We start from the raw sequence: 23,047 nt of genomic DNA, 5'->3' as shown, positions 1-23,047 counted from the left end.
CGAAGCGGCCCGGCGAACGGCAAGCACCCCGGACCTACAATCCACCCATGACCACGGCGGCCCTGCGCATGACGGCGGCGTGGTGGCGCCACCCGTCGGAGTGGCCGGCCGCCATCGCCCGCGCCTGGGCGCGCTCGCTGCAGTTCCGCACCGTGCTGATCACGATCTGCCTGTCGGGCGTCGCGATCCTCGTCACCGGCCTCGTCATCTCCTACACCGTCGGTAACGACCTCTACCAGTCCCGCCTCGACCAGGCGCTGCACGACGCGGGCCGCGCTCAGCAGCAGGTGCAGGCCACCCTCGATGCGACCGACGCGAGCGACCCGGCGACGGTGCTCGGGCTCGGGCAGACCGTGAAGACCGCCGTTCAGGGGGCATCCTCGAGCCGCATGCTCGCCTTCATCCGCAAGCCGGGCCAGCAGCCCGACCCGCAGGCGCCCACCGACTACACGGCGGGCGGCATGAGCCAGAGCCTCATCTCGAACGACCTGGCCGCTGCGGTCGCCAAGTCGCCCGACACCCTCTATTCGCAGTCGGTCGCGCTGCCCGTCGACGGCGGGGCGGCGAACGCGACGCACCCGGGCGTCATCATCGGCACCCAGATCCAGCTGCCGACCGCAGGCACCTACCAGCTCTTCCTCGGCTACGACCTGAGCGATGCGGAGCAGACCCTGAACTTCGTGCAGCGCACCCTCGTGCTCGCCGGGCTCGCCCTGATCCTGCTGATCGGGGCGCTCACCTTCGTCGTGGTGCGCTTCGTCGTGGCGCCGATCCAGCTCGCGGCGGCCACCAGCCGCCGACTCGCCGCCGGAGACCTCGAGGTGCGCCTGCCCGAGAACGGCGAAGACGTCTTCACCTCGCTCGCCCGCTCGTTCAACGCGATGGCCGACAGCCTGCAGCGGCAGATCACGCAGCTCGCGACGCTCTCGCAGCTGCAGCAGAGATTCGTGTCGGATGTCTCACATGAGCTGCGCACGCCGTTGACCACCATCCGCCTGGCCTCTGAGCACCTCTACGACCGCAAAGACGGCTTCGACGAGACGACCACCCGCACCGCCGAGCTGCTGCACACGCAGGTCGAGCGTTTCGACGTGCTGCTCTCAGACCTGCTCGAGATCAGCCGCTACGACGCGGGCTCTGTCTCGCTCGAGCTCGAGTCGTCGAGCCTCGTGAAGCTGGCGGAGGACGCGATCGACGAGTTCCAGCCGCTCGCGCACGCGCACGGCAGTGAGCTGCGGCTGACGGCCCCAGGCGGCTACGCCGAGGTGCAGATGGATCCGCGGCGCATCCGCCGCGTCATCCGCAATCTCGTCGGCAACGCGATCGAACACGGCGAGGCCAAGCCCATCGACATCATCGTCGACAGCAGCCAGGGCGCGGTCGCCATCGCGGTGCGCGATCACGGCATGGGCATGAGTGAGAGCGACGTCGGCCACGTCTTCGACCGGTTCTGGCGCGCCGACCCGTCCCGTCAGCGCACCATCGGCGGCACGGGTCTCGGCCTCGCGATCTCGCAGGAGGACGCGCTCGTGCACGGCGGCGTGCTCGACGTGTGGTCGCGGCCGGGCGAGGGCTCCTGCTTCCGGCTCACCCTGCCGCGGGGCAGTGGCCGGCTGGTCGGCGAGTCGCCCATCCCGCTGCCGCCCGCCGATGCGGAAGAGGTGGTCTCATGAAGCTCTGGCGCCGGGGGATTCTCGTCGTGATCGCCGCGCTCGCGGCATCCGTTCTCGCCGCCTGCGCGACCATCCCGCGCGACGGCGCCGTAACGCGCGGCGGCGCGGTGTCTGCGCAGGACAACCCGTTCGGCCAGGTGGACTACCTGCCACTCGGCCCGGGCGACGGCGAGTCGAAGCAGCAGATCTTGAACGGCTTCATCCAGGCCGCGGTGAGCCCCGAGGCGGGCTATCAGATCGCCCGCCAGTTCCTCTCGTCGTCGTTCCGCAGCCAGTGGAACCCGGACGCCTCGGTGACGGTCGACCGCGCAGCGCAGCGCACGGTGGACGACGGCGGCAGCTCGACGCAGCTCAAGCTCGAGATCACCCCGCAGGCCTTCATCGACCAGACCGGCGACTACCGCGCTGCCGACTCCCAGGCGCCCGTGCCGCTCAACTACAGCTTCGTGAAAGAGCACGGCCAGTGGCGCATCTCGCAGGCGCCGCCCGGCATCGTGATCGACTCCGACCAGTTCCAGAACGTCTTCAGCCCGCACCCGCTGTACTTCTACAGCCCCGACTACAGCTTCCTCGTTCCCGACCTGCGGTGGTTCCCGTCGTCGCGCACGACGATCGCCACGCGCATCGCGAAGGCGCTGCTCGCCGGCCCGTCGCCGTGGCTGCAGGATGCCGTCGTGACGGCCTTCCCCAAGGGGGCACAGCTCGCGAGCGGCTCCGTCGTCGTCGCCGGCGGCACCGCGCAGGTGGCGCTGAACTCCGTCGCGGCGGCGGCCGACGCGCCCACCCTCAACCGCATGGGCGAGCAGCTCACCGAGAGCCTCGGCACGAGCGCGTCCTCGGTCGATCTGACGATCGGCGGCGTTGGCCAGGACGTGAGCGGGGCGACGAGCGCCGTGCAGAACCCGGCGGTCGCGGCGAACCCCCTCGTGCTGCGCTCGGGCAAGTTCGGATTCCTGTCAGGGAAGTCGGTCGTCCCGCTGGGCGGGGTGGCCGACCAGCTCGAGTCGCTGCACCCGACGGCGGCCACGGTGACCGCCGACGGCGGAGCAGCCGCGGCACTGGCGGACGGGTCCGTCTACGCAGCATCCGACGCGCTCTCGCACCCGGTGCGGGTCGACGACCGGCACGGGCTGGTGGCCCCGTCGATCGACAGCCATCGCATCGTCTGGTCGGCGACTACCGACGCGAGCGCGCCGTTCGCAGTCTCGGCCGGCGACGGCGCCACCGCGACCCTGAAGGCCGCATGGCCGGACGCGCGCCAGCTGCTCTCGTTCGCGGTCTCGCGCGACGGCACGCGCCTCGCGGCGCTGATCGGAACGACCGACGGGCAGTCGCACCTGATGGTGGCCGGCATCGTGCGCGACGCGACGGGCCACCCGACGCGCCTCGGCGAGCCCGTCGACCTGGGCGGCCTCGGCCTGTCGTCGGGCATCAGCCTGACCTGGAGCGACGAGCTCACCGTCGCTGTGCTCGGTGTCAGCCCGCAGGGCGGCACGGCGATCGTCACGCAGCAGCTCGGCGGCCTGCTGTCAGACACGACGAGCGGTCCGGCGGGCGCCGCCGTGATCGCGGCCGGCAACCCGTCCTCACAACTCTGGGTGCTGACGTCGAACGGCTCGCTCGAGACCCCGGCGGGCAACGGCTGGCAGACCGTGTCGACCGGGGTGCAGGTGCTCGCGACGCAGCAGGGCCGCGGTTAGCGGTTCTCCACAGGGGCGGGGCCGCTCGCCGCGTCGCCGCCGCGAGTCGGGCAGGATCGCTGGCTATGTGGGCGGTCGTGCGTGAGGCGCTGCTGGATGCCTGGGCCGTGCTCGCACCGACGGAGTGCGCCGGCTGCGGCGCCCCCGACCGCGGTCTGTGTGCGGCGTGCCGCGCCGAACTCGCGGCGGCCGCGCCCGTGCGCGAGACCCTGCGGCGGGCAGACGGCACCGAGCTGCCGGTGTGGCGCGCCGTCGACTACGGGGGAGTCGCGCGAAGCATCCTGCTCGCCTTCAAAGACGGCGGCAGAACGGATGCCGCACCTGCGCTTGCCGCGGTGCTGAGTCGCGTACTGCACGCGGCGCTCGCCGAAGCGCCCCGCGAGGCGCGCGGCCGCGTCGAGCTCGCGGCGATCCCGAGCTCGCGCGCCGCGTTCCGCCGCCGCGGCTACCGGCACGTGCCCCTGCTGCTGCGCCGCGCCGGCTTCGCAGACAGCCGCCTGCTGCGCCCAACCCGACAGACGCAAGATCAATCCAACTTAGATACCACATCGCGATTCGCCAATCGTGCGGAATCGCTGACAGTCAGACCGGGCCCACGCGGTCGCTTCGTGCTGCTCGTCGATGACATCGTGACGACCGGCGCGACCGTATTGGAAGCTGACCGGGCCTTTCGCGAAGCCGGTCACACGGTGCTCGGCGTCGTGGCCGTGGCGCGCACCGCGAAGCGCGGTCCGAAGCTGAAAGCGGGTGCCGAAATCTGAAGAAAATGCTCGTGACATCGCCAGTGCCCGCAACTAGGTTGGTCGGCACATAGCAGGTGCGGCTCCACCCACCGGCGACGTCGGAGGGAACGCACCGCGAACAGGAGGTTGCGATGGAAATCGACATCGTCGGACGCGGCGCCCAGATCACGGACCGTTTTCGCGAGTACGTGACCGAGAAGGCCGAGAAGGTGTCTCACCTGGCCGAGCGAGCTCTTGTCTTCGAGATCAAGCTGTCCCGCCTCGCCGCGCGCAACGGAACGCCTGGGGATGATCGGGTCGAGCTGACGCTCGTCGGGCGTGGGCCGGTGGTTCGCGCAGAGGCGACAGCCAGCGACAAGTACGCGGCTTTCGACATCGCCATCGGCCGGCTGCTCGAGCGCGTGCGTCGCGCGAAGGACCGCCGCAAGGTGCACCGCGGTGGCGCCCACCGGCCGACCTCGCTGCATGATGCGGCGAGCGGCGCGTTCTCGCAGACCGACGTGACGCCGATCTCTGGCAACACGCTCACCCAGCTCGCGACCGGAGCGGTTCCGGTGCAGTCCGAGGCCGCCGAGGAGGAGAAGGACGAGTACTGCCCCGTCGTCATCCGCACGAAGACCTTCGCGTCCGTTCCGATGACGGTCGACGACGCGCTCTACTACATGGAGCTCGTCGGGCACGACTTCTACCTCTTCATCGACGCGGAGACCGGCCGGCCGAGCGTGGTCTATCGCCGCAAGGGCTGGGACTACGGCGTGATCCAGCTCGACGACAACGCGGATGAGCTGCAAGAGGCCGCGACCGCCGCGCGCAAGCTCGAGTCCGTCAAGTAGCGCATTTCCATTTCGGGCGGCGGATGCCTGGGGCATCCGCCGCCCCTTTCGTGTCAGTGCGCCGCCTGGGAGCCCCGTTAACCCCGTGCGTCTAGACTTGCGAGGATTCCCCGGTCCCGAACAAGTGGAGTTCGTCAGTGGCATCTGTCCTGGAAAAGGTCCTGCGCGTCGGCGAAGGCCGCTTGCTGCGCAAGCTCGAAGGCTATGCGCGCGCGGTCAATGCTCTCGAAGACGACTTCAAAGAGCTCACCGACGACGAGCTGAAGAACGAGACCGTCGAGCTGCGCGAGCGGTACGCCGAGGGCGAGACCCTCGACGACCTGTTGCCCGAGGCGTTCGCCGCCGTTCGAGAGGCGGCGCGTCGCGTGCTCGGCATGCGCCACTTCGACGTGCAGATCATGGGTGGCGCGGCGCTGCACCTCGGCAACATCGCCGAGATGAAGACCGGTGAGGGAAAGACGCTCGTCGCCACGACCGCCGCGTACCTCAACGCGATCCCGAGCCGCGGCGTGCACGTCGTCACCACCAACGACTTCCTCGCGAGCTACCAGAGCGAGCTGATGGGCCGCGTCTACCGAGCCCTCGGCATGACGACCGGCGTGATCCTCGCCGGCCAGACGCCTGAAGAGCGCCGCGAGCAGTACGCCGCCGACATCACCTACGGCACGAACAACGAGTTCGGCTTCGACTACCTGCGCGACAACATGGCGTGGCAGGCATCCGACATGGTCCAGCGCGGCCACAACTTCGCGATCGTCGACGAGGTGGACTCGATCCTCATCGACGAGGCGCGCACGCCGCTCATCATCTCGGGTCCGTCATCGGGCGAGGCGAACCGGTGGTTCACCGAGTTCGCGCGGCTCGCCACCCGCCTCGTGCCGGGTGAGGACTACGAGGTCGACGAGAAGAAGCGCACCGTCGGCGTGCTCGAGCCCGGCATCGCCAAGGTCGAGGACTACCTCGGCATCGACAACCTGTACGAGTCGGCGAACACCCCGCTGATCTCGTTCCTCAACAACGCCATCAAGGCGAGCGCGCTGTTCAAGCGCGACAAGGACTACGTCGTCATGAACGACGAGGTGCTCATCGTCGACGAGCACACCGGCCGCATCCTCATGGGCCGCCGCTACAACGAGGGCATCCACCAGGCGATCGAGGCGAAGGAGGGCGTGCCGGTCAAGGCGGAGAACCAGACCCTCGCGACCGTCACGCTGCAGAACTACTTCCGCCTGTACAAGAAGCTGTCGGGCATGACCGGTACCGCCGAGACCGAGGCGGCCGAGTTCATGTCGACCTACAAGCTCGGCGTCGTCGTCATTCCGACCAACAAGCCGATGATTCGCAAGGACATGCCCGACCTCGTCTACAAGAACGAAGAGGTCAAGTTCGCGCAGGTCGTCGAAGACATCGTGAAGCGCCACGAGAGCGGCCAGCCCGTGCTCGTCGGCACCACCTCGGTCGAGAAGAGCGAGTACCTCTCGCGCCTGCTCGCCAAGCGCGGCGTGCGCCACGAGGTGCTGAACGCGAAGAACCACGCCCGTGAGGCCGCGATCATCGCGCAGGCCGGGCGGCTCGGGTCGGTGACCGTCGCGACCAACATGGCCGGTCGAGGCACCGACATCATGCTCGGCGGCAACGTCGAGTTCCTCACTGTCGCCGAGCTGAACTCGCGCGGGCTCTCGCCTGAAGAGACGCCCGAGGAGTACCAGGCCGCGTGGGACGAGACCTTCGAGAAGCTCAAGGCGGCGGCCTCTGAGGAAGCCGACAAGGTGCGCGAGGCCGGTGGTCTCTACGTGCTCGGCACCGAGCGCCACGAGTCGCGCCGAATCGACAACCAGCTGCGCGGTCGCTCCGGCCGCCAGGGCGACCCCGGCGAGAGCCGCTTCTACCTGTCGCTGACCGACGACCTGATGCGCCTGTTCAACGCGGGCGCCGCCGAGTCGCTGCTCGGCCGAGCCTCGACGCCCGATGATCTTGCAATCGAGTCGAAGCTCGTGTCGCGTGCGATCCGCAGCGCCCAGGCGCAGGTCGAGAGCCGCAACGCCGAGATCCGCAAGAACGTCCTCAAGTACGACGACGTGCTGAACCGCCAGCGCGAGGCGATCTACGCCGACCGCCGGCACATCCTCGAGGGCGACGACCTGCACGAGCGCGTGCAGAAGTTCCTCGACGACGTCATCGACGAGGTGCTCGACCAGCACACCGGCGAGGGCAACGGCGACGACTGGGACTTCGACGCGCTCTGGAGTGAGCTGAAGACCCTGTACCCCGTCGGCATCACGATCGACGAGGTCGTGGCAGAGGCCGGCTCGAAGGGCCGCATCAACCGCGAGTTCATGCGCCGCGAGATCCTCTCCGACGCGCACGTCGCCTATCAGCGCCGCGAGGAGCAGCTCGGCTCGCCCGCGATGCGCGAGCTCGAGCGCCGCGTCGTGCTCTCGGTGATCGACCGCCGCTGGCGCGACCACCTCTACGAGATGGACTACCTGAAGGACGGCATCGGCCTGCGCGCCATGGCGCAGCGCGACCCGCTGGTCGAGTACCAGCGCGAGGGCTTCGCGATGTACCAGCAGATGATGGGCGCGATTCGCGAAGAGTCGATCGGATTCCTGTTCAACCTCGAGGTCGAGGTGACGCAGGCCTCCGGCGAGGTCTCGGGCGTCGCGGCGAAGGGCCTCGACCAGGGCGACGCCCAGCAGGGTCTGTCGTACTCCGCGCCGAGCGACTCGGGCGGCGTCGAGGTGCGCAACCAGGGCGGTCAGGTCGATCGGGCCGCCTCTGAGCGTGCCGAGCGTGCCGCGCGACGCCGCGAGCTGCAGCAGGGTGACCAGCAGGCTCCCGCAGCTCAGCAGGGTGGCGCCCGCGGGGCCTTCGGCCAGCGCACGGACGCCGCTGCCGCCGCCGACGAGCCGCAGAACCGCGCTCAGCGCCGCGCCCAGAACCGCAAGCGCTGATCAGCGCCCGCGCCCGCGCGTCGCCGCAATCGCGCGGGTGATTGACAGGAACCGGCCGTGGTGCCCGTTCGGCGCAGTTGTGCCCGCTGCTTCGGACGCAGAAGTGCCGTTCGGCCACAGCACCACGCCAAACGGGCGCACGGCCGCGCCGAATGGGCGCTGTGGGCCGCGGGACGGGGACCGTGGCGCGCCGGATGGCCCCAGCGCCGCGCCGAACGGGCACTCTGGCGAGCCGAACGGGCGCGGCGGCGAACCTCGCGCGGTCAGAGCACGGAGATCGAGGTCGCGCGCCAGCGCGAGTCGAGGCCTTCGAGGCGCAGCGCCACGGCGCGCACCCGCTGCGGCATCTGCACGATGACGGTCGCCTCGACGATGCCCGCGTCGGGCTCGAAGGTGCGGATCGACAGGATCGTGAGCCGCGGCCGCTGCGCCGGAGTGCGCTTGAGGGCTCGCGACCGCGCAGCCAGGCTGACCCGTCGCTGCAGGCGCGTGTAGACCTCGTCGCTGATCCACCGCGCGATCTGCTCGAGCTCGCGAGCCCCCGCCAGGATCTCGATCACGCAGCGAGTCAGGTTCGTGATGAGCGGCTCGGGGTCGGGCAGATCGGCTGTGCGCTGGACCCCGAAGTAGTCGTCGACATCGAAGCGTTCCTGGCGCTGTGCGTTCGCCATCGTTCCCCCAAAACCAGTGCGACTCGACGCTCGTCTTGTCGAGTGCTTGTGACCCTTTCACGGGTCACGCGCCCGGCGCCAGCAAAATCTTGGATTGTTGATAACTTTTTCGCCGTGTGACGCGGGCGGCTAGCGTCGGCGCATGCGCTTCGACCTGCTCTTCGACGATCTCGAGGCCCAGCTCGAGTCCCAGCTGGCCGCAGAGGGCGCGCAGCAGCGCGGCGAGGAAGAGCGGCTGCGGGCGGCGCGCACGAGCCTGCGCGAGCGGTTGGCCTCCGTTGCCGGTCGCGCCGGTGCAGGCATCCGGTTGCGCCTCATCGATGGCTCCGCGATCGATGTGTCACCGGTGACGGTCGGCCGCGACTGGCTCGCGGCAGACCTGCCGGGCGGCGGCGGGTGCGTGGTTCCGATCGCGGCGATCGCGTCGGTCGCGTTGTCGTCGGCGCAGGTGATGGCGAGCAGAGAGCGGATGCCTGAGCAGGCGCCGCCCGCGCAGGGGGCGCTCACCGCCAAGATCGGCATCGGGGTGGTGCTGCGGGATCTCGCCCGGCGCCGCGTGCCGCTCGACGTGCTGAGCCGCGCCGAGCCCGCACCGGTGCACGGAACGATCGACCGGGTCGGCGCCGATCACCTCGACCTCGCGGTGCATGAGCGGGGTGCGGCGCGCCGCGCGTCGAGCGTGCTCGAGCACCGCATCATCGCGCTGCCCGCGGTCAGCCTGCTGCGGCTCTGACGCCGTGCTGCCCCCGCGCCGTCAGTCGCCGGAGGACAGCGGCGAACCGCCCGAGAACTCGGCGAGGCTCGCGAAGTCCGACTGCTCCCACAGGGCACGGCGGCGCTGGTCCTCGTAGAGGCTCGCGATGTACGACTCGAGCACCTCGCGCTCGATGCGCCACTGCGCGCCGACCTTGATCGCCGGAAGCTCGCCCGTCTCGAGAAGGGCCGTGACGTCGGCGACCTCGACATTGAGGATCTCCGCACAGTCGGCCGTCGTCAGAAAACGCGCGGCGTCGCCTGCGGAGTGGAAGGTCATGTCATCCATTGTGTCGACCATTGCGCGCGGCCGGTGCCACTGTGGATAACTTTCGCCGGGGGCTTGCGGATTCGCCACCATTGGGGCATGAGCTCGCCAAGCCCCGTGCCTCGGCCGCGCCCCGCCTGGCGCGAGCCCCGTTTCCTGCTCGGCATCGTGCTCGTCGTCGCCTCGGTGGCGGGCGTCGCCGGGCTCGTCGCGGCCTCCGACCGCAGCGTCGAGGTGTTCGCCGCACGGCATGCTCTCGCGGCGGGCGACGAGGTCTCGGCGAAAGACCTGGTGGGCGTGCGGGTGCGGCTCGGGAAGGCATCCTCTGCCTATCTGAGCGCGCGCCCGCAGGCCGACACCGTCGTGACCCGCACGATCGCCGCCGGCGAGCTCGTGCCGGTCGGCGCGCTCGGCGCGGCCTCCGCCCAGCGCGAGACGAGCGTCGTGATCAGCGTCGACGGCGAGCTGCCCGCCTCGATCGACGTCGGCAGCGCGGTCGACGTCTGGTCGGCTGAGGCCACCGGCGAGGGCGCCGGGGCACCGAAGTTCGGCGCGCCGCGCGTGCTCGTGCCCGACGGCACCGTGGTGCGGGTGGTGCGCGATTCGGGGCTCGGGGCGTCCGGCGGGGTCGCGGTGGAAGTGCGCGTCCCCAAGGACTCGACCGCGCAGCTGCTCGAGTCGCTCGCCAACGGCGACGACATCACCGTGCTTCCCGCGGGCGCCTGAGCAGGCGGCAACAGCGATGGCACAGCTCGCCCTCAGTCTCGATCGGCGCACGGAAGACGCCCTGCTGCCCGGCGCGCTGCAGGCCGGCCATGCCGTCGTCGCGCGGGTGCAGACCGCGGGCGAGCTGTCGACAGCGCTTGCCGCACATGAGATCGACCTCGCGGTCGTCTCGGCGACGCGCGCGCGGCTGACACCCGAGCTGCGCGCGGCGGCGCAGGCGACCGGCACGCGGCTCGTCGTGCTCGCCCAGACCGCCGACGAGCGCGAGGTCGCGGCACGCGCCGGCGCCGGCGAGGTGCTGCCCGAGCCGTCGAGCTGGGCCGAGCTCGAGCAGCTGCTCACCTCGCGTGCGGTGCCGCGTGCCGACGCCGCGGGCGAGGCAGGCTCGTCGCAGGGCCCGGCTCGTGAGGCATCCGTCATCGCGGTGTGGGGCCCGACGGGCGCGCCGGGCCGAACGTCGCTCGCGATCCAGCTCGCCACCGAACTCGCCCTGACCGGCGGCACGATCGCCCTCATCGACGCCGACAGCTACGGCGGCGCAGTCGCCCCGTGGCTCGGCCTGCTCGACGAGACGCCGGGGTTCGCCGCCGCGTGCCGCCTGGCGGGAAACGACGCACTCACCCGCGCCGAGTTCGACCGCGTCGCACAGTACGTCCCGATGCCGACCGGGGCCCTCGCCGTGCTCACCGGCATCGCCCGGCCGAGCCGCTGGCCCGAGCTCAGCGGCGAGCGGGTGGGCCGCGTCATCGACACCGTCGCGGGCTGGGTCGACCACGTCGTCGTCGACGTCGGCTTCAATCTCGAGGCAGACGAAGAGATCGCGAGCGACCTGTTCGCGCCGCGCCGCAACGCGGCGACCCTCACCGCCCTCGAGCACACGACGCAGCTCGTCTCCGTCGGGCTCGCAGACCCGCTCGGGCTGTCGCGCCTCCTGCGCGGGCAGACGGATGCCGTGGCGGCGGCTCCTCGCGCGCGCCACCACCTCGTGGTCAACCGGGTGCGCGCGAGCGTGCTGGGCGGGAACCCGGCCGGTCAGGTGACGGGCGCGCTGCAGCGCTTCGGGGGAGTGGTGCCCGCAGCGCTGATCCCCGACGACGCCCCGGCGTTCGACGCGGCGATGCTCGCGGCGGCCCCGCTCGCGGCAGCAGCGCCACGGTCGCCTGCGCGCGAGGCGATCCGCGACTTCACGCACGGAACGCTGCTCGGCCTGCCCACGGCGGAACCTGCGAAGCGCCGCCGGGGAGCGCGGCCGAAGCGAGCGCGCCCGCACGTGAGCGCGCCGGTGCCGGCATCCCGCCCCGCTCTAGACTTGACGCGTGTCGACCCTCAGTGACCTCGTCATCGCCCACGGGCGCTCCACCCCCGAGGACATCGAGTGGATGCACATGCTCGTCGGCGACGCCCAGCTGCTCGCCGATCTCGCGTTCGCCGACATCGTGCTGTGGGTGCCGACGGAAGACGGATTCATCGCCGTCGCGCACTCGCGCCCGTCGAGCGCGGCGACGCTGTTCTATCGCGACATCGTCGGCCAGAAGATCCGCCCCGAATGGCGCACGCAGGTGAGCGAGGCGTTCGAGACCGGCCGCATCGTCGACTCGAGCGCCCCTGAATGGTACGAAGAGACGCCGACGCGGGTTCGCGCCGTACCCGTGCTGCGCCGCCTCGGCTCGGGCAGTGCGAAGACCACGGATTCCCCGATCGCGGTGCTCACGCGCCACACCAACCTGAGCGAGGCGCGCACCCCCGGGCGGCAGGAGCTCACCTTCAACGACTGCGCGAACGACCTGTTCGGGATGATCGCGACGGGCGATTTCCCCGACCTCGGGGCGCCGAGCGGGCCGCGGCGCGGCGCTCCGCGTGCCTCCGACGGACTGATCCGCCTCGACGTCGAGGGCATCACGACCTTCGCGAGCCCCAATGCGCTGTCGGCGTTCAACCGCATCGGCTTCACGGAAGAGCTCGAGGGCGAGTCCCTGGCCGAGGTGACGACGCGTCTTCTGACCGGTCACACCAACTTCGACGAATCCCTGCCCCTCGTCGTCACCGGGCGCGCACCGTGGCGCACCGACATCGACGTGCGCGGCGTGACGGTCTCGCTGCGCGCGATCCCGATCCGGAACCGCGGCGAGCGGGTCGGCGCGATCGTGCTGGTGCGCGACGTCACCGAGATGCGCCACCAGGAGCGCGAGCTGATCACGAAGGACGCGACGATCCGCGAGATCCACCACCGCGTCAAGAACAACCTGCAAACAGTGGCGTCGCTGCTGCGCATCCAGGCGCGGCGCTCGCACTCCGACGAGGCGAAGGATGCTCTGGGCCAGGCGCAGCGCCGCGTCGCCGCGATCGCGGTGGTGCACGACACGCTGTCAGAGGGGCTCGCGCAGGCGGTCGACTTCGACGACGTCTTCGAGCGGGTGCTGCTGCTCGTCGCCGAGGTCGCCGCAGGTCACAACACCTCGGTGCGGCCGGTCAAGAAGGGGCGCTTCGGGGTGCTGCCGAGCGAGGCGGCCACGCCGCTCGCCCTCGCGCTCACCGAACTGGTGACGAACGCCGTCGAGCACGGCCTCGCCGACCGGTCCGGCGAGGTGCAGATCATCGCCGAGCGCAACGAAGAGCAGCTGACGGTGAAGATCGTCGACGACGGCACGGGTCTGCCCGAAGGCAAGGTCGGTGCAGGTCTCGGAACGCAGATCGTGCGCACCCTGATTCAGGGCGAGCTCGGCGGATCGATCGACTGGCACACCATGATGGGCGCAGGCACCGAGGTGACGGTCGAGATCCCGCTGCGGTTCCTGACCAGCGGGGCGGGTGCCGCGGGCTGACCGCAACGGCAGGTGCGCGGGCGGCGGTGCCGCGGGCCGCGCACCGCGGCGCCGTCGCGGGCTACGCCGAGCGGCGGGCGCGAGCGGCGCGGCGCTTCAGCGCACGACGCTCGTCTTCGGAGAGACCGCCCCAGACACCCGAGTCCTGGCCGGTCTCGAGGGCGTACTGCAGGCAGACCTCGGTGACGGGGCAGCGGCCGCAGACCTGCTTCGCCTTCTCGATCTGGTCGACGGCAGGGCCCGTGTTGCCGACCGGGAAGAACAGCTCAGGGTCAGCAGTGAGGCAAGCGGCCTTGTCGCGCCAGTCCATGGGGATGCTCCTTTTGTTGCAAGAAAGCAGACGGAGACGGTTCGGGTTCGCCTCGTCGGCATTGATGACGACCGGATCAGGGCCGAAGATCGTGGGGATATTTGACCTGCCCACAGCCCCGTGAGCGATTAACCGGACCCCTGTATCCTCCCATGGGGGCCAGAGTCAGATCAAGAGTTTTGAGTGGGATAACACTGTGAACACCAGCCTGAAACCCACGTCTGATAAGGGTTCCCGCGGTGCGGTGACTGCCCTTGCGGTCGTGCTGAGCGTCGAAGCGGCGTTGGTGCTCGCTGCAACCGCACTCACCATAGTGCAGTTCGCGGCCCATGGGGCGGAATTCGAAGCGGACGGCTTCGCCTACATCGCCTGTCTGGTGATCGGATTCCTGTGGGTCGGTCTCGCCGCCACAGGAGTGTGGCTCGTCAAGCGCTGGGCACGCGGTCTCGCGATCGTCTGGCAGCTGATCCAGCTGGTCGTCGGCATCGGCGCCATGCAGGGTCTCTTGGCCGGACCGCTCGTGGGCGCGGTGCTGCTCGTCTTCGGCCTCGCGGGGCTCGTGCTCGCCTTCACGCCCGGGGTCACGCGGGCGCTGCGGCGCGAGCCGGCTACGCGAGCTTGAGCTTCTTGCGCAGCATCCCCAGGTGGCCCTTCGCCTTCACGTTGTAGAGCGCGTGCTCGAGCACGCCGTCGGGCCCGACCACGAACGTCGAACGCAGCACCCCCGTGACGGTCTTGCCGTACAGCTGCTTCTCGCCCCACGCCCCGTAGGCGCGGTGCACCTCGAGCGACTCGTCCGAGAGCACGGGGAAGTTGAGGTGCTCCTGCTCGGCGAACTTCCCGAGTGTGGCGACGGGGTCCTTCGAGATGCCGAGCACCGCATAGCCGGCATCCGTCAGCGCCGCGAGCCCATCTCGGAAATCGCACGCCTGCGTCGTGCACGCCGGCGTCAGAGCGGCGGGGTAGAAGTAGACGATCACGTGCCTGCCCGCGAAATCGGCGAGCGAGACGACATCGCCTGAGGCGTCTGGAAGCGAGAACAGGGGAGCGGCGTCCCCGACGGCGAGGCGGCCGGGCACAGCGGCGGGTGCAGCAGAAGTCACCATTCGACCCTAAGGGCGCGCGGCGGGCCTGCTCGTCTCGCGCACGACGAGCGTGCTCGGCGACGGGGCCGCGGTGTTCCAGCTGCGGCCGTCGAGCAGCTCGAGCAGCATGGCGGCACTGCGGCGGCCGGCGCGGTCGGGGTAGCGCTCGAGCGACGTGATCGTCGGCGACGAGTACTGGCACAGCATCGAGTCGTCCCAGCTGACGGCGGCGAGGTCGCGCGCGTCGGCGTCGGCGAGAGCGCGCAGGCCGGCGACGGCCATCACGTCGTTCGAGAACACGAGAGCGGTGGGGCGGATGCCTGCGGCGAGCAGTTCCGTGACGCGGGTGTGCGCCGTGTCGAAGGTGTAGTCGGCCTCGGCGAAGTCGACCTCGATGCCGCGCACGGCGCACTCCTGCCGCACGGCGTCGCGCCGGTCGACCTCGTGCGCGAGGCTCAGCGGCCCCGTGATGTGCGCGATGCGGCGGTGCCCCAGCTCGGCGAGGTGGCTCACGATCAGCTCGGCGTCGCGGTGCTGGTCTTCGATGCGCTCGGTGCCCTCGGTGCTCGGCAGTACGCCATGCAGCACGAACGGCAGACCGAGGCGGGTGAGCAGCTCCGGGCGCGGGTCGTCGATCGCGCGGTCGAGCACGATGACGCCGTCGACGCGCCCCTCGCCCGCCCAGCGCTCGTAGACCGCCGTGTCGCGGCCGGGCGTGGTGCCGACCATGCGCAGCAGCAGGCTCTGGCCGGCCTCGGAGAGCACGTCCTCGACGCCCTCGAGCAGTCGCATGTAGTACGGCTCGGTGCCGAGCAGCGCAGGGTCGCGGCGCAGCACCATGCCGATCGCGTCGGCGCGCGAGCGCGACAGGGCGCGAGCGGAGAAGCTGGGATGCCAGCCCAGCTCGGCCGCCATGGCGACGACCTTCGCGCGGGTGGCCTCGCTGACACCGGGCTGGCCGTTGAGCGCGTACGACACGGAGGCCTTCGAGACGCCGAGTCGCTCGGCGATGTGGGCGATGGTCACGCGTGCCATCAGCGCGCCTCCTCGGTCATGTTCTGGGCGGTCGGGGCGCCCTGGCTGCCCGGGCTGCTCTGACCGCCCTGCCCGCCGATGCTCGGCGCCAGGGTCGTGAGCAGCCGCTGCAGCGAGTCGAGCCGCACGGCCCCCGCCGGGCCGAGCTTGCCGTCGCGCACCGCCTCGACGATCGCGCAGTCGGGAGCGTCGGGCAGGTGGGTGCAGCCGCGCGGGCACTCCTCGGTGATCGCAAAGAGGTCGGGGAATCCGCGCAGGATGTTCGCCGGGTCGACGTGCCCGAGGCCGAAGCTGCGCACGCCGGGGGTGTCGATGATCCAGCCGCGGCCGGCATCCGTCTCAACACGCAGCGAGACCGTCGAGCTCGACGTGTGGCGGCCGCGCCCTGTGACCACGTTCACGTGCCCCGTCGCGCGATTGGCGTCGGGAACGAGCGCGTTGACGAGCGTCGACTTGCCGACGCCCGAGTGGCCCACCGCGACCGTCGTGTGGCCGACGAGCGCCTGCGCGAGCTCGGCGGTCGGCATCGCGCCGCGTGCGCTGGTGAACACCGTGAGGTGGTCGAGCGCCCCGAAGTTGGCGAGGAACGGCGCGGGGTCGGCGAGGTCGGTCTTCGTGATGCACAGCAGCGGCTCGATGCCCGCGTCGTAGGCGGCCACGAGATAGCGATCGACGAGCCGCACGCGCGGTTCGGGGTTCGCGGCCGCGATCACGATGAGCATCTGGTCGGCGTTCGCGACGATGATGCGCTCGACGGCGTCCGTGTCGTCGGCCGAGCGGCGCAGCAGCGTCGTGCGCTCGCCGATGCGCACGATGCGGGCGAGCGTGCCGTCCTCGCCCGTCGTGTCGCCGACGACGTCCACGCGATCGCCGGTGACGATCGCCTGCTTGCGCAGTTCGCGGGCGCGGGATGCCACGAGCTGGTGCTCGGTCGGCTGATCCTCGTCGAGAAGCACCGTATAGCGGCCGCGGTCGACGGCGAGCACGCGCCCGGTCAGCGCGTCGCTGTGCTCCGGCCGCTGCTTGGTGCGCGGTCGGTTGCCCTTCGGGTTCGGCCGGACACGCACCGACGACTCGTCGTACTCGCCGTACGGCTCGTCCTCATCGTCGGCGTCGGACCACCAGCTCACGCAGGCAGGGCTCCCTGCTCGGCCGCGGCGACCATGCGGCGCCACAGCTCGGGGAACTGCGGCAGCGTCTTGGCCGTCGCACCGATGTCGTGCACCTCGACGCCCTCGACGCGCAGGCCGATGAGAGCACCGGCGGTCGACATGCGGTGGTCCTTGTACGACTTCCAGACGCCGCCGTGCAGCTCGGCCGGCTCGATGCGCAGGCCGTCTTCGAGCTCGGTGGCCCGGCCTCCGAGGCCGTTGATCTCGGCCACGAGAGCGGCGAGACGGTCGGTCTCGTGGTGGCGGATGTGGCCGATGCCGGTGAACTCGCTCGGCCCGTCGGCCAGTGCCGCGAGCGCCGCCAGGGCGGGCACGAGCTCGCCACCGGTCGAGAGGTCGAGATTCACGCCGCGGATCTCGCCGGTGCCGCGCACCGTGAGTCGGTCGCCCTCGAGCGTCACCTCGGCGCCGAACAGGGGCAGATACGTCGCGAGATCGGCCCCGACCTGCGTCGTCTCGGCCGGCCAATGGCCGATCGTGACGCGGCCGCCCGTGGCGACCGCCGCGGCGAGGAATGGCGCGGCGTTCGAGAGGTCCGGCTCGATCGTGACATCGCGCGCGCCGATGGTCTGGGGCTTCACGACCCAGGTGCCGAGCTCGGGCGTCTCGACCGCGACGCCGCGGGCCGCGAGCGCCGCGATGGTCATCTCGATGTGCGGCAGGCTCGGCAGCCGCTCGCCCGAGTGGTGCAGCACGAGGCCGTTCTCGAAGCGCGCCGCCGAGAGCAGCAGCCCTGAGACGAACTGGCTCGAGCTCGACGCGTCGATCGTGATCTCGCCGCCGGCGACGCGGCCGGTGCCGTGCACCGTGAACGGCAGGGCGGCGCGGCCCTCGTCGGCGAGGTCGACGCCCAGTGCGCGCAGCGCGTCGACCATGGCGTGCATGGGGCGGCCGCGCGCGGAGTCGTCGGCGTCGATCGTCACGGGGCCGAGCGCGAGCGCCGCGACCGGGGGGACGAACCGCATGACGGTGCCTGCCTGGCCGGCGTCGATCGTGGTCGAGCCGGTGAGCTCCGAGGCCGGGGTGATGCGCAGATCCGCCCCGAAGATGCCCGGCTCAGGCATCCTCTCGATACCCGTGCCCAGCGCCGCGAGCGCCTCGACCATGCGGTCGCTGTCTTGCGAATGCAGGGGCGCGGTGAGCACCGACGGCCCGTCCGCAAGAGCGGCGAGCACCAGCTCGCGGTTCGTCTGCGACTTCGAGCCGGGCAGCGCCACATCGGCGTCGATGGGCGCGGCCGCGACCGGCGCCGCCCACAGCTCGGACGTCTCGGGCTGGCGGCTGTCGCCGTAGGGATCGAACTCGGGCGCGGAATAGGTGCGGAACTGCATCGGTTGCAGGATATCGAGGATTTGACCGCGCCAGCGAAAGGATGCATGTGGCTGCTGCAACGCTCGCCGAGCGCCCTGCCTTGGGCACCGAGTCGACGGATGCCTGGGCCGTAGAATTGGCGGCGATGACAGACGACCTCGAGCTCTCGAACGAGGCTCCTCGTGAGCTGACCTTCGAAGAGCAGGCGCTTCCCTTCATGGACCAGCTCTATGCGGCGGCGCTGCGCATGACGCGCAATCCGGCAGACGCGCAGGACCTCGTGCAAGAGACCTTCGTGAAGGCCTTCGCGGCCTGGGCGCAGTTCCACCAGGGCACGAACCTCAAGGCGTGGCTGTACCGCATCCTCACGAACACGTTCATCAACAACTACCGCAAGAAGCAGCGCGAGCCGTTCCAGACCCCGATCGAAGACCTCGAGGACTGGCAGCTCGGCGGCGCGGAGTCGACCACGGCGCGTGCCTCGCGCTCGGCCGAGGCCGAGGCGATCGACCACCTGCCCGACTCCGACGTGAAGAACGCGCTGCAGGCCATCCCGGAGGACTTCCGGATGGCCGTCTACTTCGCCGATGTCGAAGGGTTCTCGTACCAGGAGATCGCCGACATCATGAAGACGCCCATCGGGACCGTGATGAGCCGCCTGCACCGTGGCCGGCGGATGCTTCGCGATCTGCTTTCCGACTATGCGCGCGACCGGGGGAGCGCTGCGCAGACCTCATCTGCCAGGAGTGAACGATGACCGACTGCGGCTGCGACAAAGCCAAGAAGGACCTTGAGGAGTACCTGCACCACGAGCTGCAGGCCGAGGATGCGCGCGACATCCGCGAGCATCTCGAGGCGTGCGCCGACTGCGCGGGCGAGCACCAGGTCGGGGTCGTGCTGATCGAGGCCGTGCAGCGCGCCTGCCGCGAGACCGCCCCTGAGGAGCTCCGGGTGCAGGTGCTCGCGCGGCTGCGGGAGCTGCAGCTGCACGCGTAGCCCATTCCGGTTGCGCCACCAGGTTCCGCTTTCCGCTACTCGGATCCGAGTAGCGGAATGCGGAAGGTAGTGGCGCACGCGCGAAGACGAAGGCCGCCGCTCCCGAGGGAGTGGCGGCCTTTCGCGTAGGCGCGCTGCCTGGTGACGGTCAGACCGTCAAGGCATCCGCCATCAGCTTCGCCTGCTCGACGGCGTGGCGCTTGGCCGTGCCGACCGCGGGCGAGGCGGATGCGGGGCGCGAGACCACCGTGATGTCGCGCTTGCCCGCACGGCGGGCGGCGTCCACGAAGTACGGCGCGGCGCCCTGGTTCTCGGGCTCGTCCTGCACCCACACGACCTGGGCGTTCGGGTAGCTGTCGAGCACGCCCTCGAGCTGCTCCTTGGGCAGCGGGTAGAACTGCTCGAGGCGCACCACCGCGATGGCCGGGTTCGGGGCCTTCGCGAGCTCGGCCTTGAGGTCGTAGTAGATCTTCCCCGCGCAGGCCAGCACGCGGCGCACGGCGCCCTTGTCGGTCACGTCGGGGTCGTCGATCACCGGCTCGAAGCGGCCAGAGGTGAACTCGGAGACGTCGCTCGTCGCACCGCGCAGGCGCAGCATCGCCTTCGGCGTGAAGACGATCAGCGGCTTGCGCGGGCGGGCGTATGCCTGGCGGCGCAGCAGGTGGAAGTACGACGCAGGCGTCGAGGGGCGCGCGATCGTCATGTTGTTCTGCGCGGCGAGCTGCAGGTAGCGCTCGATGCGGGCCGAGGAGTGGTCGGGGCCCTGACCCTCGTAGCCGTGCGGCAGCAGCAGCACGACCGACGAGCGCTGGCTCCACTTCTGCTCAGACGCCGCGATGTATTCGTCGATGACGGTCTGGGCGCCGTTGGCGAAGTCGCCGTACTGCGCCTCCCACAGCACGAGCGCGTCGGGGCGCTCGACCGAGTAGCCGTACTCGAAGCCCATCGCCGCGTACTCCGAGAGCAGCGAGTCGTAGACCCAGAAGCGGCCCTGGTTCTCGGACAGGTTCGCGAGCGGCACCCACTCCTGCCCGTTGACCTGGTCGTGGAACACCGCGTTGCGCTGGGCGAAGGTGCCGCGGCGCGAGTCCTGGCCGACCAGGCGCACCGGGGTGCCCTCGAGCACGAGCGAGCCGAACGCGATCAGCTCGGCGAAGCCCCAGTCGATGCCGCCGTTGCGGCTCATCTCGACGCGCTTCTTGAGCAGCGAGGTCAGCTTCTTGTGCACGGTGAAGCCGTCGGGCACGTTGTCGAAGGCGTCGCCCACGGCGTGGATGACGGATTCCTGGACACCGGTCGACTCGAGCTCGCCGGTGGCCGGCTCGTCGTTCTTCGGGAGCTGCGTCACCACCGGGATCGGCGAGGTCTGCGCCTCGTGCGTCTCGGCGAAGGCGCGCTCGAGCTTCTCCTGGAAGTCGCGGTGCGCGGCCTCGTACTCCTCTTCCGTGATGTCGCCGCGGCCGACGAGCGCCTCGGTGTAGAGCTTGCGGGTCGAGCGCTTCGCCTCGATCAGGCCGTACATCAGCGGCTGGGTCATCGACGGGTCGTCACCCTCGTTGTGACCGCGGCGGCGGTAGCAGATGAGGTCGATGAAGACGTCGCGGCCGAACTCCTGCCGGTACTCGAAGGCGAGCTTCGCGACACGCACGACGGCCTCTGGGTCGTCGCCGTTGACGTGGAAGATGGGCGCCTGCACCGTCTTCGCGACATCCGTCGAGTACACCGAGCTGCGCGCCTCGCTGGGCGGCGTCGTGAATCCGACCTGGTTGTTGATGTTGACGTGGATCGTGCCGCCGGTCTTGTAGGCGCGCAGCTGCGACATCTGCAGCACCTCGACGTTGATGCCCTGGCCGGCGAGCGCCGCGTCGCCGTGCACGAGCACCGGCAGCGTCGAGTAGGTCCCGGCGGGGCGGCGGTCCTGCTTGGCGCGCACGATGCCCTCGAGCACGCCGTTGACGACCTCGAGGTGGCTCGGGTTCGCCGCGACGTAGACCGGCACCTCTTTGCCGTCGGGCGACACGAAGGTGCCCTCTGTGCCGAGGTGGTACTTGACGTCGCCGGTGCCGGCGAGCTCGAACTCGCCCTCGAACTCACGGAAGATCTGGCCGTAGGTCTTGCCCGCAATGTTCGTGAGCACGTTGAGGCGGCCGCGGTGGGCCATGCCGATCGCGACGCCGTCGAGCTCGGCATCCGCCGCGCCCTGCAGCAGCTCGTCGATCAGCGGAATCGTGGACTCGCCGCCCTCGAGGCTGAACCGCTTCTGGCCGACGTATTTCGTCTGCAGGAAGGTCTCGAAGGCCTCGGCCTCGTTGAGCTTCGTGAGGATGTGCAGCTGCTCGTCATGGCCCGGCTTCACGTAGGGGCGCTCGAGCTTGTCCTGGAACCAGCGGCGCTGCGCCGGGTCCTGGATGTGCATGTACTCGACGCCGACCGTGCGGCAGTACGAGTCGCGCAGCACCCCGAGGATGTCGCGCAGCTTCATCTCGCCGTAGTTGCCGGCGAAGCCGCCCGCGACGAACTTGCGGTCGAGATCCCAGAAGGTGAGCCCGTGGCTCGCGATCTCGAGGTCGGGGTGCGTGCGCTGCTTGTACTCGAGCGGGTCGATGTCTGCCATCAGGTGGCCGCGCACGCGGTACGAGTTGATCAGCTCGTGCACGCGGGCGGTCTTGTTGACCTGGTGCGCCAGGTCGACGTTGATGTCCTGCGCCCAGAGGATCGGCTCGTAGGGGATGCGCAGCGCCGCGAAGATCTCCTGGTAGAAGTCCTGGCCGCCGGCCAGCAGCTCGTGCACGATCTTGAGGAACTCGCCGGAGCCCGCGCCCTGGATGACCCGGTGGTCGTAGGTGCTGGTCAGCGTGATGGTCTTCGAGATGCCGAGGTCGTTGAGCGTCTCGGGGCTCGCGCCCTGGAACTCGGCGGGGTACTCGAGGGCGCCGGCGCCGATGATGCAGCCCTGGCCCTTCATGAGACGCGGCACGGAGTGCACCGTGCCGATGCCGCCGGGGTTGGTCAGGCTCACGGAGGCGCCCGAGAAATCATCCGCCGTCAGCTTGTTGGCGCGGGCCCGCTTGACCAGGTCCTCGTAGGCGGCCAGGTAGTCGGTGAAGCCGAGCGTCTCCGCGCGCTTGATCGCGGGAACGAGCAGAGAGCGCGTGCCGTCGGGCTTGGGCAGGTCGATCGCGATGCCGAGGCCGATGTGCGCGGGCTTCACGACCGACGGCTTGCCATCGATCACGTCGTAGAACACGTTCTGGCTCGGGAACTGCTTGAGCGCCTTGATGAGCGCCCAGCCGATCAGGTGGGTGAAGCTCACCTTGCCGCCGCGCGTGCGGGCCATGTGGTTGTTGATGACGATGCGGTTGTCGATCATCAGCTTCGCCGGGATCGTGCGCACGCTCGTCGCCGTCGGAACCGTGAGGCTGGCGTCCATGTTGGCGGCGAGCGTCTTCGACATGCCGCGCAGCGGCGTGACCTCATTGGCCTCGGTCGGGCCGTCGTTCTTGGGAGCCGCCGCGGGTGCGTCCGCCGGGACGGGCGTGGGCTTGGGGGCCACCGACGTCGTGCGCGCCACCGGCTGGGTAGAGGGCTGGCTGGGCTGCGCGGGTGCGGATGCCTGCGCCTGCGGCGCTGCGGCGGCGGGCTGCTGCTGCGCCGGCTGGGCCGCTGCGGGCTGCGCCTGAGCGGGCGCCGACTGAGTGGATCCCCCCGACGTGGCCTCCGCGCGCTTCTGCTCGAGGATCGGCCACCATGACCGGTCGACCGAATCCTTGTCGGCGAGGTACTGCTCATAGAGCTCTTCGACCAACCAGTCGTTGGCTCCGAACTGTCCCTCTTCCGTGCCAGTCAGCTGGCTTGCCACAGCCGATCGCCCACCTTCTCCATTGACGTCTGGTTCTCGCATCGTCAGGCCGGGGCCTCTTCCGGCCCCAGCGCCCAACGACTCTCAAGCCTAGTCCTTGTGGTCGCAGCCCCGTGCCCGACGTGCCCGTTGCGGC

20 protein-coding genes are annotated in these 23,047 nt (G+C 70.3%); 12 read left to right on the top strand and 8 right to left on the bottom strand.

The genetic code is table 11. From position 1 onward, the window contains the following. The first annotated feature begins 47 nt into the window (after positions 1-47). The 5 genes from mtrB to secA all read left to right on the top strand — a co-directional run bounded on the left by mtrB (position 48) and on the right by secA (position 7,903). A complete protein-coding gene (mtrB, locus tag ABD736_RS14440) occupies positions 48-1,673 on the top strand; it encodes an MtrAB system histidine kinase MtrB (protein ID WP_344792566.1) in 1,626 nt (541 codons plus the stop codon). Beyond that, positions 1,670-3,373, top strand: a complete 1,704-nt coding sequence (locus ABD736_RS14435; RefSeq protein WP_344792565.1) for an LpqB family beta-propeller domain-containing protein — start codon at positions 1,670-1,672, stop codon at positions 3,371-3,373. The genes mtrB and ABD736_RS14435 overlap by 4 nt, the downstream gene beginning before the upstream one ends. Before the next feature lie 65 nt (positions 3,374-3,438). Further along, on the top strand, positions 3,439-4,134 hold the full coding sequence (locus ABD736_RS14430; RefSeq protein WP_344792564.1) for a ComF family protein: 696 nt from the start codon (positions 3,439-3,441) through the stop codon (positions 4,132-4,134). A gap of 113 nt (positions 4,135-4,247) precedes the next feature. Continuing rightward, entirely contained in the window at positions 4,248-4,949 is a 702-nt protein-coding gene (gene hpf, locus ABD736_RS14425; RefSeq protein WP_344792563.1) for a ribosome hibernation-promoting factor, HPF/YfiA family, read from the top strand. Positions 4,950-5,086: 137 nt separating this feature from the next. Next, complete coding sequence (gene secA, locus ABD736_RS14420) at positions 5,087-7,903, top strand: preprotein translocase subunit SecA (protein WP_344792562.1); 2,817 nt, start codon at positions 5,087-5,089, stop codon at positions 7,901-7,903. 263 nt (positions 7,904-8,166) lie between these two features. Here the strand turns inward: secA and ABD736_RS14415 are convergent, their stop codons facing one another. After that, positions 8,167-8,574 (bottom strand): Rv3235 family protein, encoded by a 408-nt coding sequence (locus ABD736_RS14415; RefSeq protein ID WP_344792561.1) that lies wholly within the window; start codon positions 8,572-8,574, stop codon positions 8,167-8,169. Between the two features lie 142 nt (positions 8,575-8,716). Here ABD736_RS14415 and ABD736_RS14410 point away from each other — a divergent pair, with 142 nt between their 5' ends. Continuing rightward, positions 8,717-9,307, top strand: a complete 591-nt coding sequence (locus ABD736_RS14410) for a hypothetical protein (protein WP_344792560.1) — start codon at positions 8,717-8,719, stop codon at positions 9,305-9,307. Between the two features lie 21 nt (positions 9,308-9,328). Here ABD736_RS14410 and ABD736_RS14405 read toward each other — a convergent pair whose 3' ends face one another. Next, complete coding sequence (locus tag ABD736_RS14405; RefSeq protein WP_344792559.1) at positions 9,329-9,607, bottom strand: helix-turn-helix domain-containing protein; 279 nt, start codon at positions 9,605-9,607, stop codon at positions 9,329-9,331. A gap of 87 nt (positions 9,608-9,694) precedes the next feature. Between ABD736_RS14405 and ABD736_RS14400 the strand changes: the two genes are divergently transcribed. The 3 genes from ABD736_RS14400 to ABD736_RS14390 are packed head-to-tail and all read left to right on the top strand — an operon-like array spanning position 9,695 to position 13,143. After that, complete coding sequence (locus ABD736_RS14400; RefSeq protein WP_344792558.1) at positions 9,695-10,321, top strand: SAF domain-containing protein; 627 nt, start codon at positions 9,695-9,697, stop codon at positions 10,319-10,321. A gap of 16 nt (positions 10,322-10,337) precedes the next feature. Further along, positions 10,338-11,654: a CpaE/TadZ family protein gene (locus ABD736_RS14395; RefSeq protein WP_344792557.1), complete on the top strand. Its 1,317-nt coding sequence runs from the start codon at positions 10,338-10,340 to the stop codon at positions 11,652-11,654. After that, positions 11,638-13,143 (top strand): sensor histidine kinase, encoded by a 1,506-nt coding sequence (locus ABD736_RS14390; protein ID WP_344792556.1) that lies wholly within the window; start codon positions 11,638-11,640, stop codon positions 13,141-13,143. The genes ABD736_RS14395 and ABD736_RS14390 overlap by 17 nt, the downstream gene beginning before the upstream one ends. Positions 13,144-13,204: 61 nt before the next feature. Here the strand turns inward: ABD736_RS14390 and ABD736_RS14385 are convergent, their stop codons facing one another. Continuing rightward, complete coding sequence (locus ABD736_RS14385; protein WP_120789842.1) at positions 13,205-13,453, bottom strand: WhiB family transcriptional regulator; 249 nt, start codon at positions 13,451-13,453, stop codon at positions 13,205-13,207. Positions 13,454-13,697: 244 nt separating this feature from the next. Between ABD736_RS14385 and ABD736_RS14380 the strand changes: the two genes are divergently transcribed. Next, positions 13,698-14,075, top strand: a complete 378-nt coding sequence (locus tag ABD736_RS14380; RefSeq protein WP_344792555.1) for a hypothetical protein — start codon at positions 13,698-13,700, stop codon at positions 14,073-14,075. Here the strand turns inward: ABD736_RS14380 and bcp are convergent. Genes bcp through aroA form a run of 4 tightly spaced genes read right to left on the bottom strand, consistent with a single transcriptional unit; the run spans position 14,062 to position 18,076 of the window. Further along, complete coding sequence (bcp, locus tag ABD736_RS14375; protein WP_344792554.1) at positions 14,062-14,556, bottom strand: thioredoxin-dependent thiol peroxidase; 495 nt, start codon at positions 14,554-14,556, stop codon at positions 14,062-14,064. The genes ABD736_RS14380 and bcp overlap by 14 nt on opposite strands. Before the next feature lie 9 nt (positions 14,557-14,565). Beyond that, positions 14,566-15,573, bottom strand: a complete 1,008-nt coding sequence (locus tag ABD736_RS14370; RefSeq protein ID WP_344792553.1) for a LacI family DNA-binding transcriptional regulator — start codon at positions 15,571-15,573, stop codon at positions 14,566-14,568. Then, positions 15,573-16,703, bottom strand: coding sequence for a ribosome small subunit-dependent GTPase A (rsgA, locus tag ABD736_RS14365; protein ID WP_344792552.1), 1,131 nt, complete (start codon positions 16,701-16,703; stop codon positions 15,573-15,575). The genes ABD736_RS14370 and rsgA overlap by 1 nt, the downstream gene beginning before the upstream one ends. Further along, positions 16,700-18,076 (bottom strand): 3-phosphoshikimate 1-carboxyvinyltransferase, encoded by a 1,377-nt coding sequence (aroA, locus tag ABD736_RS14360; RefSeq protein ID WP_344792551.1) that lies wholly within the window; start codon positions 18,074-18,076, stop codon positions 16,700-16,702. Before aroA ends, rsgA begins: the two co-directional genes overlap by 4 nt. Positions 18,077-18,201: 125 nt before the next feature. Here aroA and ABD736_RS14355 point away from each other — a divergent pair, with 125 nt between their 5' ends. Both ABD736_RS14355 and ABD736_RS14350 read left to right on the top strand, forming a co-directional pair. After that, positions 18,202-18,813, top strand: coding sequence for a sigma-70 family RNA polymerase sigma factor (locus ABD736_RS14355; RefSeq protein WP_344792955.1), 612 nt, complete (start codon positions 18,202-18,204; stop codon positions 18,811-18,813). Then, the gene (locus ABD736_RS14350) at positions 18,810-19,052 is read left to right on the top strand and encodes a zf-HC2 domain-containing protein (protein WP_344792550.1); all 243 of its coding nucleotides are present in this window, start codon (positions 18,810-18,812) and stop codon (positions 19,050-19,052) included. Before ABD736_RS14355 ends, ABD736_RS14350 begins: the two co-directional genes overlap by 4 nt. 148 nt (positions 19,053-19,200) lie before the next feature. Here the strand turns inward: ABD736_RS14350 and ABD736_RS14345 are convergent, their stop codons facing one another. Continuing rightward, on the bottom strand, positions 19,201-22,911 hold the full coding sequence (locus ABD736_RS14345; RefSeq protein WP_344792549.1) for a multifunctional oxoglutarate decarboxylase/oxoglutarate dehydrogenase thiamine pyrophosphate-binding subunit/dihydrolipoyllysine-residue succinyltransferase subunit: 3,711 nt from the start codon (positions 22,909-22,911) through the stop codon (positions 19,201-19,203). Positions 22,912-23,047 lie beyond the last annotated feature (136 nt).

The sequence above is a fragment of the Gryllotalpicola daejeonensis genome, from assembly GCF_039538145.1.
Taxonomy (GTDB): Bacteria; Actinomycetota; Actinomycetes; order Actinomycetales; family Microbacteriaceae; genus Gryllotalpicola; species Gryllotalpicola daejeonensis.
This window is presented reverse-complemented; position numbering and strand designations above follow the sequence as displayed.